Consider the following 14,480-nt stretch of genomic DNA (forward strand, 5'->3'; position numbering starts at 1 on the left):
ACGCACCTGGCCCAGACATTGACGTCAAACAACTAAAAGGGTTCCCTCGCAATGGCAAGTAATACCACCGGCTTACTCAGGATAGTGAAAGCGGCAGGCTACTCATGGCAGGGGCTACGCGCCGCCTGGCAGCATGAAGCCGCGTTTCGTCAGGAAGCCACGGCCGCCATCGTCGCGATCGTCATCGCCTGCTGGCTGGATGTCGACACCGTCGCGCGCATCCTGATGATCGGATCGGTGGTGCTGGTGATCATCGTCGAAATCCTCAACAGCGCCATTGAAGCGGTAGTCGACCGCATCGGCCAGGAGCGTCATCCGCTGGCGGGGCGGGCGAAAGATATGGGCTCCGCCGCCGTCTTGCTCGCTATCATACTGGCGCTGTTTGTCTGGATCGCGCTGCTCTGGACCCACTTGCGGTAGCCTTTCCAGAATTGCCCAAACGGCTGTTATTTCCCTGGGTTTTGGTTTTCATTTCGCCAATACCTGTATATACTCACAGCGACTGTATAAACAACCAGGGGGCGGGATGAAAGCATTAACCACCAGGCAGCAACAGGTTTATGACCTGATTCGCGACCATATCAACCAGACGGGCATGCCGCCAACGCGTGCGGAGATCGCCTCGCAGCTGGGGTTCCGTTCCCCCAACGCCGCCGAAGAACACCTCAAAGCGCTGGCGCGTAAAGGCGTTATCGAGATCGTTTCCGGCGCATCGCGCGGCATTCGCCTGCTGATGGAAGAGGAAGAGTCCAACGGGCTGCCGTTAATCGGCCGCGTCGCCGCCGGCGAGCCGCTGCTGGCGCAGGAACATATTGAAACGCACTACAAAGTCGATCCCGACCTGTTCAAGCCCTCTGCTGACTTCCTCCTGCGCGTCGCCGGTATGTCGATGAAAGATATCGGCATTATGGATGGCGATCTGCTGGCTGTGCATAAAACGCAGGATGTGCGTAACGGTCAGGTCGTCGTGGCGCGCATTGATGACGAAGTTACGGTAAAGCGCTGGAAAAAACAGGGCACCGTGGTTCATCTGCTGCCGGAGAACAACGACTTCGAGCCGATTATCGTCGACACCCGCACGCAGTCGCTGACCGTCGAAGGTCTGGCGGTAGGCGTGGTGCGCAACGGCGAGTGGCTCTGACCGCTGGCCTTCAGACGCCTGCATCCCTTCGTCAGGCGTCTGTACGATAGTCTTTTCACGCGCCTCCTGCGGCTAACGTCGCGCCGGGGCCGCCTCGCTTCTTTTTACGTTTTCAGGCATGGACCGGCTGATGCGTCTCTTCTCTGCTGACGACCGACAACTCTGGCGGCTGGCGCTGCCAATGATCCTCTCCAATATCACCGTGCCGCTGCTTGGCCTGGTGGACACCGCCGTTATCGGCCATCTCGACAGTCCGGTTTACCTTGGCGGCGTCGCGATTGGCGCGACCGCGACCAGCTTCGTTTTTATGCTTTTGCTGTTTCTGCGCATGAGCACCACCGGCATTACTGCGCAGGCCTTTGGCGCGCGCGATACGCAGGCGCTGGCGCGTGCCCTGACGCAGCCGCTACTGATGGCGCTGTTTGCGGGCCTGCTGTTTATCCTGCTGCGTGAACCGCTCAGCGCGCTGACAGGTCGGCTGGCGGGCGGCGATCCGCAGGTGCAGGAGCAGGCCGCGATCTTTATTAATATCCGCTGGCTCAGCGCGCCGGCGACGCTGGCGAACATGGTGATCCTCGGCTGGCTGCTGGGCGTACAGTATGCCCGCGCCCCGGTCGTGCTGCTGGTGGTGGGCAACGCGGTCAACATTCTGCTCGATCTCTGGCTGGTGCTCGGGCTGAAGTGGGGCGTAGCAGGGGCGGCGAGCGCCACGGCGCTGGCGGAATATGTCACGCTGGCGGTTGGACTGGCGATGGTGTGGCGCGTACTGAAGCTACGCGGCATCTCGATAGCCATGTTGAAAGAGAGCTGGCGCGGCGATATCAGCCGCCTGCTGCGCCTCAATCGCGACATTATGCTCCGCTCGCTGCTGCTGCAGCTCTGCTTTGCATCGCTGACGCTTATCGGCGCGCGGCTGGGGCCGGAGATTGTCGCCGCTAACGCCGTTCTGCTGATGTTCATCACCTTTACCGCCTATGCGCTCGACGGCTTCGCCTATGCGGTGGAAGCCGTCTCTGGCGAGGCCTATGGCGCGCGCGACGGAGAGCGACTGCTGTCGGTATGGCACGCCGCCTGCCGACAGGCGGGCATGGTCGCGCTGGCCTTTGCGCTCATCTACGCGGCGAGCGGCGACGCTATCGTATCAATGCTTACTTCGCTGGAGTCGCTGCGGCAGCTGGTGGATCGCTATCTCATCTGGCAGATCGTTCTGCCGCTGGCGGGCGTATGGTGTTATCTGCTGGACGGCCTGTTTATCGGCGCGACGCGCGGACGCGAAATGCGCAACAGTATGGCGATGGCCGCGCTTGGCTACTTCCTGACGCTGTTGACTCTCCCCTGGTTAGGCAATCACGGCTTATGGCTGGCGGTTACGGTTTTTCTTGCGCTGCGTGGCGTTTCGCTTTGGCTGATCTGGCGGCGTGAATGGCGCTTAAACCGCTGGTTTCAAAGTTAATTTACGCGCACAGCGGCTGCCGTAAAGCGCTGCGCCTGACGGATTATTCTGTATTTACCCGCCAGTTGCCGATTCGTCTACTATAATTATCTTACAACAGCGCGACACAGCAGCGCTTTGTATTGTCGTACTGCCAATATAGGGTGGTATGTAAAACTAAGGATGACGTGGAGGTCTGACATGAACAAAGACGAAGCGAGCGGTAACTGGAAGCAGTTCAAAGGCAAATTCAAAGAAAAATGGGGCAAGCTGACCGACGATGACATGCAGGTTATCGAAGGCAAACGCGATCAGCTGGTCGGCAAAATCCAGGAACGCTACGGTTACGCTAAGGATGAGGCAGAGAAAGAAGTCTCAGACTGGGAAACCCAGAATAAAGATTACCGCTGGTAATCCCTTCGCTCAGGATTGACCTGAGCGACCGGCACAGGGAAGTGCCGCTCACCCTCTTTTTCCGCGCTTTTTCCCTTCAGAATCATGATCGTGACTGCAGCTATCCGGATGCGTACAGGCTTCGACTTCCGTACAGCGGGTACAGAGCCCATGCGCCTCAATCACGCTATGCCGTAGCGTAAAGCGCGCTTCGCCAGCCAAATCGGCAATAATATTCTCGACGCCCTGCGCCTGCTTTTCCGTGACGGCCGCGCAGCGGTCGCATACCAGCATCACCGAAGTATGTGCCGGCGCCTCAAAATGATGGCAAACCACGTAGCTATTGTTTGATTCCACCCGATGGATAAATCCCTGCTCCAGCAAGAAATCGAGCGCGCGATACACTGTCGGCGGCTTCGCCTGCGGCTCGCTGGCGCGTAGCTGATCCAGCAGGTCGTAAGCGCTAATCGATCCATGCTGCGCCGCCATCAGACGTAACACCTCAGCGCGCTGCGCGGTCAGTCGCACGCCGCGTTGCAGGCAGAGTTTTTCCGCCTGAGTCATGATTTTTTCTGGCGTCATTGTCGACATGGTGATTCTCCGCTGAAAACGAGATGTTATCTTATCACAGCAGACGCGCTTGCGCTTAAGTTGCGCGCTTTCAGCACAGTGCCTGTCATGACCCATTAATATCAAAGCATTAGGCTGATACAGGGTGAATAAATGTGTTTCTTTGACGCTAATCAGTGCCAACGTCAGTGAGACATAAAATAACAAAAATATGGTTTTGCTTTACAACTCACCAGGTTAAGCACTAATGTTCATGAGGCCTTAAGCAACTGCTGGCCTTAATATCCTTTTTGACTACCCCGCTAAATAATAAAAGCGCCGATTTGTAGCTAAAACATCCAATCCGGCGAATAACAGTGCTGTTTCGACTGAATTCACAGCAATGAACCGTTAGCCGAGATTCACAATAGCGCTAACGACAAATTCCGATGATGAATGTTTTCCTGATCAAGGTGATGGCAGACAAATGGCGAACAAAACCACCCGGCGCTCTGCGCTTTTATATCCTGCTGTTTTAAACGCGCTCTTTATCTCTTCTTCCGCTATGGCTGCGGGGACCTGGTATGACGCGCGCAACGACGCGATGGGCGGTACAGGCGTCGCGTCCTCTACGTGGAGCTCCGCCGTGCTGGCGAACCCGGCGCTAATGACGCGCGCGCAGCCGGACGATAACGTCGGCATTATTTTTCCTTCTGCTGGCCTGCAGATTACCGATAAAGACAAAATGGTCGATAAAGTCGATGACATCAGCGATACCGTTGACCGCTATCGGAATGTTATTAACAATCTGGGTCCCCGCGATTTATTGAACGGCTATCCTCAGCTGAAGGCGGCATCAAGCGATGTGGCGAACCAGCTGCGCGACCTGCGCGGCAACAAAGCCAACGGCACGGCGGGCGTCGCGCTGGCGGTAACCGTTCCCAACGAAACGCTGCCCTTCGCCTTTATTACCAAGGCGTACGGCACGGTGCACCTGCGCGCCAACGTGGCGCAGAGCGACATCGCCTATCTTGACGGCGTGGCGAACGGCACCGTTATTCCCGTTCCGGGCGACCAGAATAACCTGCGTTCCAGCGCAAACGGACTGGCGGCGCTGGTCACCGACTACGGCATCGCCGTAGCGCGCGAGTTCAGCGTAGCGGGACATCCGGTTTCGGTCGGCGTCACGCCGAAGATCCAGAAAACCTGGCTCTATAACTACACCGCCAGCATCTACAACTACGATAAAAACGACCTCAACGGCAGCCGCTACCGCAACGACAATACCGGTTTCAACGTCGACGCCGGTTTAGCGACGCCGCTGGGCGACAGCTGGACGCTGGGCGTCACCGGACAGAACCTGGTGTCGCGCGATTTGAAGACCAAAGAGACCAACGGCTATCGCGACACCTACCAGATCCGTCCGCTGGTGACCTCTGGCCTGTCGTGGAACGGCGGCCCCTTTACCGCCGCGCTGGATGTGGATCTTACCGAAACGAAACGCTTTAAATCGGAAGAGAGCAGCCAGTACGCCGGCGTCGGCGGCGAATACCGCGTGCTCGACTGGCTGGCGCTGCGCGCCGGCTACCGCGCGGATATGAAATCCAACGACGAAAATGTCTTCACCGCCGGCTTCGGCGTGTCGCCGTTCAACAATGCGGTGCATCTGGATCTGGCAGGTTCGGTAGGCGACAACAATACCTGGGGCGCGATGATGCAGCTCGGGTTTAACTTCTGATCGGCGATTCTCAGCCGGCTCTAAACCGGGCGATGCGGAGTCGCCCGGCACCGTGTTAATGTGCTATCATTGCGCAGATTATCATCACCCTTAACGGATTTTCTGCGCTTCATGAGCAATTCTTTCTCCTCGCAACGTTTTTCCATCGCGCCGATGCTCGACTGGACCGACCGACACTGCCGCTATTTCCATCGTCAGCTGACCGGCGACACGCTGCTCTACACTGAAATGGTGACCACCGGCGCCATTATTCACGGCAAGGGCGACTACCTGGCCTACAGCGAGGCGGAACATCCGGTCGCGCTGCAGCTTGGCGGCAGCGATCCGGCGGCGCTGGCGCAGTGCGCGAAGCTGGCGGAAGAGCGTGGCTACGACGAGGTAAACCTCAACGTCGGCTGCCCCTCCGATCGCGTCCAGAACGGACGCTTCGGCGCCTGCCTGATGGCGGAAGCGTCGCTGGTGGCCGAGTGCATCGACGCCATGCGTCAGGTGGTGTCGATTCCGGTGACGGTAAAAACCCGTATCGGCATCGACGAGCAGGACAGCTACGCATTTTTGACCGATTTTGTCGGCACCGTCGCGCAGCGCGGCGGCTGCGACACCTTTATCATTCACGCGCGTAAAGCCTGGCTTTCCGGCTTGAGCCCGAAAGAGAACCGTGAAATCCCGCCGCTCGACTATCCGCGCGTCTATCAGCTGAAGCGCGATTTTCCCCAGCTGACGATCGCCATTAACGGCGGCGTGAAGTCGCTGGAAGAGGCCAAAACGCATCTGCAGCATCTCGATGGCGTGATGATGGGGCGCGAGGCCTACCAGAACCCCGGCCTGTTGGCGCAGGTCGATCGCGAGCTTTTCGGCCGTGACGCTCCGGCTGCGGATCCGGTCGCGGTGGTGCGCAGCATGTATCCCTATATAGAGGCGGAGCTGGCGAAAGGCACTTATCTCGGTCACGTCACGCGTCATATGCTCGGCCTGTTCCAGGGCATTCCCGGCGCGCGTCAGTGGCGTCGCCATCTGAGTGAAAACGCGCATAAGCCAGGCGCCGACGTACGCGTGCTGGAAGCCGCGCTGGCGCTGGTAGCGGATAAGATCCCGCAGGAAGCCTGACCACCTGCGGCAGCGGAAAAAAACCAGCCTGAGCGCTGGTTTTTTTTACGCCAAAAATCGATGAAATTCGCCATTACTATGGCGTTCAGCATGGCTATTTTTGCGTTAATTCAACGAGATACATTCTGGCACGCTTCTTGTAATAAAGCTGTAGAACTAACAAGAGGAGTAACAACGTGGAAATTCTATTTGTGCTGGGCTTTTTCCTGATGCTTCTGGTTACGGGCGTCTCGCTGCTGGGCGTGCTGGCGGCGCTGGTGGTCGCGACTGCGGTAATGTTTATCGGTGGCCTTTTTGCGCTTGTAATCAAATTGTTGCCGTGGCTAGTGCTGGCGCTGGTTGCCGCCTGGGCGTATCGCAACTTTTGCGGCGACAGCCGCGAGCGAGCGCGCCGCAGGCTGCGTCGGAAAATCAGCAAGTTAGAACGACGTCGCGGCTATTAATTGCGGGGGCGATCACAGACTGACAGATTGCTTATGCCAGTTTCGCAATTAAACATATTTTTTACTTATGTTTTCTGCCAGGATGATCGCCGTTGAGTCGACATGAATTCATCGCCGCTGTCCCTACACCAGCGCGAACGATAAAAAGAAAAGGGGCTTCCTACGGGAAGCCCCGTTTGCATTCAGGCATCAGGGAATAAGCAGGCTCGATCCCTGGGTGCTGCGGCTTTCCAGCGCGCGGTGCGCTCGCTCCGCCTCTTTCAGCGGGAACTTCTGCTGCTCCGGCACCTCAACCTTAATTGCGCCGCTGGCAAGCAGCGAGAAGAGATCGTTGCTCGCCCGCTCCAGCTCTTCGCGGTTGGTGATATAGCCGTAGAGCGAAGGACGCGTGACGAACAGCGAGCCTTTCTGGTTGAGGATGCTCAAATCCACGCCGGTAACCGGCCCGGAAGCATTACCAAAACTCACCATCAGTCCCTGACGACGCAGCGAATCCAGCGACGCTTCCCAGGTATCTTTGCCTACCGAGTCATACACCACCGCGACTTTTTTGCCGTCGGTCAGCTGGCTGACGCGCTCGGCGATATTCTCTTCCCGGTAGTTGATGGTCGCCCAGGCGCCCGCCGCTTTCGCCAGCTTCGCCTTTTCCGCCGACCCGACGGTGCCGATAAGATGCGCACCGAGCGCTTTCGCCCACTGGCAGGCGATCAGGCCGACGCCGCCCGCCGCCGCATGGAACAGAAAGGTCTCGTCCGGCTTCACCTGGTAGGTCTGGCGCAGCAGATAGTGCACGGTCAGCCCCTTCAAAAAGCTGGCGGCAGCCTGTTCGAAGCTGATGGCGTCCGGCAGCAGCATCAGGCGATCTTCCGCCACGTTGTGCAGCTCGCTGTAGGCGCCCAGCGTCGCCTGGCAGTAGACCACGCGATCGCCCGGCTTAAAGCGCGTGACCGCGCTGCCGACGCGCTTCACCACGCCCGCGGCTTCGGTGCCGAGGCCCGACGGCAGCGCGGGAACAGGATAAAGGCCGCCGCGCACGTAGGTGTCGATATAGTTAATGCCGATGGCCCGGTTCTCTACCTGCACTTCGCGTTCAGCAGGATCGGCAGGATCGACATCCATCCACTGCAAAACCTCAGGCCCGCCCTGCGCGGTGAACTGAATACGCTTTGCCATTTTTACTCCTGTGATTGTTCAACATGAGGCGTGAGAGGCGCGCCGCCATAAGGTATACTGGCGCGTCCCCTCAGAAGATCGGTATTGCATTCACTATGGCAGGAAATAAACCCACCAACAAATCGAACGACACGCCCGACCGGCAGCTGGAAGGTATTAAAATGCCGCCGCATTCGATTGAAGCGGAGCAGTCGGTGCTGGGTGGGTTGATGCTGGATAACGAACGCTGGGACAACGTCTCCGAACGCGTCGTGGCGGAAGATTTCTTCAACCGCTCGCACCGTCTGATCTTTTCCGAGATGCAGCGTCTGCTGGAAGCGGGCCAGCCCATCGACCTGATCACGCTCTCCGAGTCGCTGGAAACGCGCGGCGAGCTGGAGATGGCCGGCGGGTTCGCCTATCTGGCGGAGCTGGCGAAAAACACCCCCAGCGCGGCGAACATCGGCGCCTATGCGGATATCGTGCGCGAACGCGCGGTCGTGCGCGAAATGATCTCGGTAGCGAATCAGATCGCCGACGCCGGTTACGATCCGCAGGGGCGCAACAGCGACGAACTCCTCGACTTTGCCGAGTCCAACGTCTTTAAAATCGCCGAGTCGCGCGCCAGCAAAGATGAAGGGCCGAAGAACATTCAGGAGGTGCTGGAAGCCACGGTTTCGCGTATCGAATCCCTGGTCTCGACGCCGCACGACGGCGTGACCGGCGTCGACACCGGCTATCAGGACCTGAATAAAAAGACCGCCGGCCTGCAGCCGTCGGATCTGATTATCGTCGCGGCGCGTCCGTCGATGGGTAAAACCACCTTCGCTATGAACCTGTGCGAAAACGCCGCCATGCTGCACGACAAACCGGTGCTGATCTTTAGTCTGGAGATGCCCAGCGAGCAGATTATGATGCGTATGCTGGCGTCGCTGTCGCGCGTGGATCAGACGCGCATCCGTACCGGCCAGCTTGACGATGAAGACTGGGCGCGTATCTCCGGCACCATGGGCATCCTGCTGGAGAAGAAGAATATGTATATCGACGACTCTTCCGGCCTGACGCCGACCGAAGTGCGCTCGCGCGCGCGGCGCGTCTTCCGCGAAAACGGCGGGCTGAGCATGATCATGATCGACTACCTGCAGCTGATGCGCGTGCCGTCGCTCTCCGACAACCGTACGCTGGAGATCGCCGAAATCTCTCGCTCGCTCAAGGCGCTGGCGAAAGAGCTTAACGTGCCGGTAGTGGCGCTGTCGCAGCTCAACCGCTCGCTGGAGCAGCGCGCCGATAAGCGTCCGGTCAACTCCGACCTGCGTGAATCCGGCTCTATCGAGCAGGACGCCGACCTGATTATGTTTATCTACCGCGACGAGGTTTACCATGAGAACAGCGATCTTAAAGGCATCGCCGAAATTATTCTGGGTAAGCAGCGTAACGGTCCTATCGGTACGGTGCGCCTGACCTTCAACGGCCAGTGGTCGCGCTTCGACAATTATGCCGGTCCGGCTTACGACGACGAATAACCGCCTCTGCCGGCATGCACGATCTGTGCATGCCGCCTCGCATCATCAGAAAATAGTGTTGGACAACCCCGCCGTTAATCGGGTTATCTGTATCACAGCGCACGATTACGCACTGGAAGCAGCATGACTCACGTAGATGATTACGACCTGAAAATACTGACTTTATTACAATCTAACGGCCGCCTGACCAATCAGGAGCTGAGCGATTTAGTGGGCCTGTCGGCATCGCAATGTTCGCGCCGCCGCATCAACCTTGAACAGGCGAATTTGATTCTTGGCTATCATGCGCGTCTGTCACCTGATGCGATCGGGCTGGGCATGGTTGGTCTGATCGAGGTGCGGCTGATTAACCACACCGCCGAATACGTTGACAGCTTTCACCGCATGGTGGAGCAGGAAGAGGCGATCGTCGACGCCTACAAGACCACCGGCGACGCCGATTATCTGCTGAAAGTCGCCGTAGCGGATCTCGCTTCGCTGAGCGCGCTGATAAGCCAGCTGGTAGCGGGCCATCAAAGCGTGTCGCATGTGAAAACCTCGGTGGTGCTGGGCCGCCTGAAAGAGAACGGACTCATGATGGCGCCGGCGCACAAAATGCGCCAAAAGAGTGCGTGATGTGCTTAATTGGTGCAATAGTGCGCCAGATAATGCAAGAGATATGCGTAAGAATTAGAATTTGTGCATGAATTGACGGTTTATCCGCAAGGCGTGCGCAAAACAAGCAACAAAAGCGCCTTAGTTATCAACTGGATAATCACTGGCACCTGCCGAAGGCGGCTATAAGCCGACGGTATGGTGCGTTTTTTGCATCTAAAAGCCACGCTTTTCTTCCCTTAGAGTGCAATAAGATTACCTATGGATAACGTCGTAGAACCTACCCGCATTCCCCATTCGCGCATAGAAGACGCGCTGGCGATTGTGCTCGGCACGCTGATGGTCTCCTTTGGCGTCATTATGCTGAAACAGGCGGGCGCGCTAACCGGCAGCACCGCCGGCATCGCTTTCCTGATTAGCTACCTGTCGCCGCTCTCGTTCGGCAGCGCCTTTTTTCTGATCAACCTGCCGTTTTACTGGCTGGCGGTGCGCCGCATGGGATGGGAATTTACGCTGAAAACGTTCTGCGCGGTGGGGCTGGTGTCGCTCTTCACCCATCTGCATCCGCTCTTTGTCCACTTTTCCGCGCTCAATCCCTTTTATGCGACACTGTTCGGTAACGTGATCATGGGCATTGGGTTTATAGTGTTGTTTCGTCATAAAGCCAGCCTGGGCGGAATCAATATCCTGGCGCTGTGGCTGCAGGATCGCATTGGGCTGCGCGCCGGCAAACTGCAAATGGCCGTCGATACCTGCGTCGTGCTGGCGTCGCTGTTCGTCGTCAGCGGGCCGATGCTGCTGGCGTCGGTCGCGGGCGCAGTGATCCTTAACCTGATTATCGCCATGAACCATCGTCCCGGACGGTACATGGTTTAATGCTGCATACACCTCTGATTTTTACGACCACACATGGAGATCTGCACCGTGTTTCAAAACGTTGATGCCTACGCCGGCGATCCGATTCTGTCGCTGATGGAAACCTTTAAACAGGATCCGCGCGCGAATAAAGTGAATCTCAGCATCGGCCTCTACTATGACGAGCAGGGCATTATTCCTCAGCTGCAGGCGGTCGCCGCCGCAGAAGAGCAGCTCAAGGCGGAGCCGCAGCAGGCGTCGCTCTATCTGCCGATGGAAGGCCTCAACGCGTATCGCAACGCCATTGCGCCGCTGTTGTTCGGCGCTGACCACCCTATGCTGAAGGCGGGCCGTATCGCCTCGATTCAGACGCTGGGCGGCTCCGGCGCGCTGAAAGTCGGCGCGGATTTCCTCAAGCGCTACTTCCCAAACTCCAGCGTATGGGTCAGCGATCCGACCTGGGATAACCACGTGGCGATCTTCAACGGCGCGGGTTTCGAGGTGAAGAGCTATCCGTGGTACGACGCAGAGACCAACGGCGTAAAATTCGACGCCTTCCTCGCCGCGCTGAAAGCGCTGCCGAAGCAGAGCATCGTGCTGCTGCACCCTTGCTGCCATAATCCGACCGGCGCCGACCTCACTGACGCGCAGTGGGATCAAACCGTTGAGGTGCTGAAGGCGCAGGAGCTGATCCCGTTCCTCGACATCGCCTATCAGGGCTTCGGCGCGGGAATGGAAGCGGACGCCTATGCCATTCGCGCTATCGCCGCCGCCGGCCTGCCGGCGCTGGTCAGCAACTCCTTCTCGAAAATCTTCTCGCTGTATGGCGAGCGCGTCGGCGGCCTCTCTATCGTGTGCGACAGCGCCGAAGAGGCGGGACGCGTGCTGGGCCAGCTGAAAGCCACGGTGCGCCGCAACTACTCCAGCCCGCCGAACTTCGGCGCGCAGGTGGTGGCGCGCGTGCTCAACGACGATGCTCTGAAAGCGAACTGGCTGGCGGAAGTCGAGGCGATGCGCCTGCGTATTATCGCCATGCGCAAAACCCTGGTGGATGTGCTCAGCACGGCGCTGCCCGGCAAAAACTTCGACTACCTGCTGAAGCAGCGCGGCATGTTCAGCTACACCGGCCTGAGCGCGCAGCAGGTCGATCGACTGCGTGAAGAGTTCGGCATCTATCTGGTGGGCAGCGGCCGTATCTGCGTCGCCGGGCTTAACAGCAATAACGTGCAGCAGGTCGCGCAGGCGTTTGCCGCCGTCATGTGATGCAGCGATGATGTCTGCAAGCGGGTGACTGGAGCCGAAGAGCAAAGCGTCCCTGGCTTGTTTCAAAAGTAAACCGTCCGCTCAGGCTGACGGTTTTTTTTCGCCTTCAGGTTTACCTTTCCGCGACTTATTGCACACTTAAACGGTGTAACCAACTCAGGAACAAGGCATGTGGCATCAACAAACGCTCACGCTCGGTGAGAAATCACGCGGTTTTCATCTGGTCACTGACGAGATCGTCGGCCAAATTCCGGCGCTGGCGCAGGTGCAGACCGGCCTGCTGCACCTGCTGCTGCAGCACACCTCCGCGTCGCTGACGCTAAATGAAAACTGCGATCCCACGGTGCGCAGCGATATGGAAAACCATTTTATGCGTCAGGTTCCGGAAGCGGCGCCTTACCAGCACGACTATGAAGGCCGCGACGATATGCCGGCCCATATCAAATCCTCCACGCTGGGCGTATCGCTGCTGCTGCCGGTTCAGCGCGGCAGGCTGATGCTGGGCACCTGGCAGGGCATCTGGTTAGGGGAACACCGCATCCACGGCGGCGCGCGGCGCATTGTCGCCACTTTACAAGGGGAGTCGAAATGAATACGTCAGATCTGCTGACTTACTGCATGAGCAAACCGGACGCGGAGCAGAGCGTCCACAGCGACTGGAAAGCGACGCAAATTAAAAGCGGCGGCGTGCTGTTCGCCATGGTGCATGAAGTTGAAGGGCGTCCGGCGGTGTCGCTGAAAACGACGCCTGCGCTGGCGGACTTGCTGCGCGAGGAGCACAGCGACGTCTTTCCCAGCGCGCATCTTAATAAGACGCACTGGAGCACGCTGTTGCTGGACGGATCGCTGAAAGATTCGCAGATCTACTATCTGGTGGATGCCTCTTATCAGCAGGCTGGCGCGACCCGCGCGGCGGGCGTCTGAGAGAAGCGCGCGGCCTGAAGCCGCGCGCCGGGGTTTCGCTTACGCCGCCGCTTCGTCGCGCAGCGTATTGATATCGATAACAAAGCGGTACTTCACGTCGCTTTTCAGCATACGCTCGTAGGCTTCGTTAATCTGATTCATCGCAATCAGTTCGATATCGGAAGTAATGCCGTGCTTGCCGCAGAAATCGAGCATCTCCTGCGTTTCGGCGATGCCGCCGATCAGCGAGCCGGCGATGCTGCGGCGTTTCATGATCAGGTTAAATACCTGCGGTGCCGGGTGATCGTGCTCCGGCGCGCCGACCAGCGTCATATTGCCGTCGCGCTTCAGCAGGGCGATAAACGGGTTGAGATCGTGCTGCGCCGCTACGGTATTCAGGATGAAATCGAAGCTGTTAGCGTGTTGCGCCATCTGATCCGCATCTTTCGAGATCACGACTTCATCCGCGCCCAGGCGCTTGCCGTCTTCGATTTTCGACGGCGAGGTGGTGAACAGCACCACATGCGCGCCCATCGCGTGCGCAATTTTCACGCCCATATGGCCCAGTCCGCCCAGGCCGACGATACCGACTTTTTTCCCCGGACCGACGTTCCAGTGGCGCAGCGGCGAATAGGTGGTGATGCCTGCGCACAGCAGCGGCGCGACGCCCGCCAGATCCAGATTTTCCGGCACGCGCAGCACGAAGTTCTCATCGACGACCACCGCCGTTGAGTAACCGCCGTAGGTGACATCGCCGGTTTCGCGATCCTGACCGTTATAGGTGCCGACGAAGCCGACTTCGCAATACTGCTCCAGCCCTTCCTGACAGCTCGGACAGCTGCGGCAGGAGTCGACCATGCAGCCGACGCCCACCAGATCGCCGACTTTATATTTGCTGGCGTGGCCGCCGACAGCGGTCACGCGGCCGACGATTTCATGTCCCGGCACGACCGGAAAAAGGGTGTTTTTCCACTCGTTGCGGGCCTGGTGCAGGTCAGAGTGACAAACGCCGCAGAACAACACTTCAATCTGTACATCATGCGCGCGCAGCTCGCGCGGTTTGTAATCGAACGGCGCCAGTGGGGATTTCGCGTCCTGAGCAGCATAGGCGTGCGTAATATTCATGGTGTCTCCAGGTTCGTTGTGTCGTGAATAGAATCTTGAGTTCGGCGCGCAGAGCGCCGTGATAAGAGGGCGCAGCCATCAGGGCGCGCCAATGAGGAACGTTAAAAGGATAGTCACAGAGGGCCAGCGCGGCTATGCCTATACATGCCTGAATCTTGCCTGATTCTGTTTTTATCGGATGGAATATGCAGTAAAAAAGGCCCGCTTGCGGCGGGCCTGAGAGGACTTGATAGGGACTAACGCGGCTAGCGTAGGGCGATCG

General features: G+C 58.4%; 16 protein-coding genes. 13 read left to right on the top strand and 3 right to left on the bottom strand.

The features are described 5' to 3' along the window. Nucleotides 1-51: 51 nt before the first annotated feature. The 4 genes from HA46_RS14540 to HA46_RS14555 all read left to right on the top strand — a co-directional run bounded on the left by HA46_RS14540 (nucleotide 52) and on the right by HA46_RS14555 (nucleotide 2,987). Entirely contained in the window at nucleotides 52-420 is a 369-nt protein-coding gene (locus HA46_RS14540; RefSeq protein ID WP_033749143.1) for a diacylglycerol kinase, read from the top strand. A gap of 106 nt (nucleotides 421-526) precedes the next feature. Further along, complete coding sequence (lexA, locus tag HA46_RS14545) at nucleotides 527-1,141, top strand: transcriptional repressor LexA (protein ID WP_033749144.1); 615 nt, start codon at nucleotides 527-529, stop codon at nucleotides 1,139-1,141. Between the two features lie 130 nt (nucleotides 1,142-1,271). Further along, nucleotides 1,272-2,594, top strand: a complete 1,323-nt coding sequence (gene dinF, locus HA46_RS14550) for an MATE family efflux transporter DinF (protein ID WP_084885065.1) — start codon at nucleotides 1,272-1,274, stop codon at nucleotides 2,592-2,594. A gap of 180 nt (nucleotides 2,595-2,774) precedes the next feature. Next, complete coding sequence (locus tag HA46_RS14555; RefSeq protein ID WP_033749146.1) at nucleotides 2,775-2,987, top strand: CsbD family protein; 213 nt, start codon at nucleotides 2,775-2,777, stop codon at nucleotides 2,985-2,987. Nucleotides 2,988-3,035: 48 nt separating this feature from the next. Here the strand turns inward: HA46_RS14555 and zur are convergent, their stop codons facing one another. Further along, entirely contained in the window at nucleotides 3,036-3,557 is a 522-nt protein-coding gene (gene zur, locus HA46_RS14560; RefSeq protein WP_033793187.1) for a zinc uptake transcriptional repressor Zur, read from the bottom strand. 445 nt (nucleotides 3,558-4,002) lie between these two features. On the opposite strand from zur, the gene HA46_RS14565 reads away from it, so the two are divergent. The 3 genes from HA46_RS14565 to pspG all read left to right on the top strand — a co-directional run bounded on the left by HA46_RS14565 (nucleotide 4,003) and on the right by pspG (nucleotide 6,803). Beyond that, entirely contained in the window at nucleotides 4,003-5,253 is a 1,251-nt protein-coding gene (locus HA46_RS14565; RefSeq protein WP_084885067.1) for a conjugal transfer protein TraF, read from the top strand. 111 nt (nucleotides 5,254-5,364) lie between these two features. Continuing rightward, complete coding sequence (gene dusA, locus HA46_RS14570; RefSeq protein WP_033793189.1) at nucleotides 5,365-6,360, top strand: tRNA dihydrouridine(20/20a) synthase DusA; 996 nt, start codon at nucleotides 5,365-5,367, stop codon at nucleotides 6,358-6,360. 176 nt (nucleotides 6,361-6,536) lie between these two features. Beyond that, the gene (pspG, locus tag HA46_RS14575; RefSeq protein ID WP_033793190.1) at nucleotides 6,537-6,803 is read left to right on the top strand and encodes an envelope stress response protein PspG; all 267 of its coding nucleotides are present in this window, start codon (nucleotides 6,537-6,539) and stop codon (nucleotides 6,801-6,803) included. Nucleotides 6,804-6,992: 189 nt separating this feature from the next. Here pspG and HA46_RS14580 read toward each other — a convergent pair whose 3' ends face one another. Next, complete coding sequence (locus HA46_RS14580) at nucleotides 6,993-7,976, bottom strand: quinone oxidoreductase (protein ID WP_084885070.1); 984 nt, start codon at nucleotides 7,974-7,976, stop codon at nucleotides 6,993-6,995. A gap of 95 nt (nucleotides 7,977-8,071) precedes the next feature. On the opposite strand from HA46_RS14580, the gene dnaB reads away from it, so the two are divergent. The 6 genes from dnaB to HA46_RS14610 all read left to right on the top strand — a co-directional run bounded on the left by dnaB (nucleotide 8,072) and on the right by HA46_RS14610 (nucleotide 13,114). Next, nucleotides 8,072-9,478: a replicative DNA helicase gene (gene dnaB, locus HA46_RS14585; RefSeq protein ID WP_033793192.1), complete on the top strand. Its 1,407-nt coding sequence runs from the start codon at nucleotides 8,072-8,074 to the stop codon at nucleotides 9,476-9,478. 123 nt (nucleotides 9,479-9,601) lie between these two features. Then, complete coding sequence (locus HA46_RS14590) at nucleotides 9,602-10,093, top strand: Lrp/AsnC family transcriptional regulator (RefSeq protein WP_033749153.1); 492 nt, start codon at nucleotides 9,602-9,604, stop codon at nucleotides 10,091-10,093. 240 nt (nucleotides 10,094-10,333) lie between these two features. After that, a complete protein-coding gene (locus HA46_RS14595) occupies nucleotides 10,334-10,948 on the top strand; it encodes a YitT family protein (RefSeq protein WP_033793193.1) in 615 nt (204 codons plus the stop codon). Nucleotides 10,949-10,996: 48 nt separating this feature from the next. Continuing rightward, on the top strand, nucleotides 10,997-12,190 hold the full coding sequence (locus HA46_RS14600) for an amino acid aminotransferase (RefSeq protein ID WP_143807642.1): 1,194 nt from the start codon (nucleotides 10,997-10,999) through the stop codon (nucleotides 12,188-12,190). Nucleotides 12,191-12,359: 169 nt separating this feature from the next. Beyond that, complete coding sequence (locus HA46_RS14605) at nucleotides 12,360-12,782, top strand: secondary thiamine-phosphate synthase enzyme YjbQ (RefSeq protein WP_033749156.1); 423 nt, start codon at nucleotides 12,360-12,362, stop codon at nucleotides 12,780-12,782. Then, nucleotides 12,779-13,114 carry an MmcQ/YjbR family DNA-binding protein gene (locus HA46_RS14610; RefSeq protein ID WP_033793195.1) on the top strand — a complete coding sequence of 112 codons (336 nt, stop codon included), beginning with the start codon at nucleotides 12,779-12,781 and terminating at the stop codon, nucleotides 13,112-13,114. Before HA46_RS14605 ends, HA46_RS14610 begins: the two co-directional genes overlap by 4 nt. 39 nt (nucleotides 13,115-13,153) lie before the next feature. On the opposite strand, the gene HA46_RS14615 is transcribed toward HA46_RS14610, so the two are convergent. Further along, nucleotides 13,154-14,218, bottom strand: a complete 1,065-nt coding sequence (locus HA46_RS14615) for an NAD(P)-dependent alcohol dehydrogenase (protein ID WP_033793196.1) — start codon at nucleotides 14,216-14,218, stop codon at nucleotides 13,154-13,156. Nucleotides 14,219-14,480 lie beyond the last annotated feature (262 nt).

This window comes from Pantoea septica (genome assembly GCF_002095575.1).
GTDB classification, from domain to species: Bacteria; Pseudomonadota; Gammaproteobacteria; order Enterobacterales; family Enterobacteriaceae; genus Pantoea; species Pantoea septica.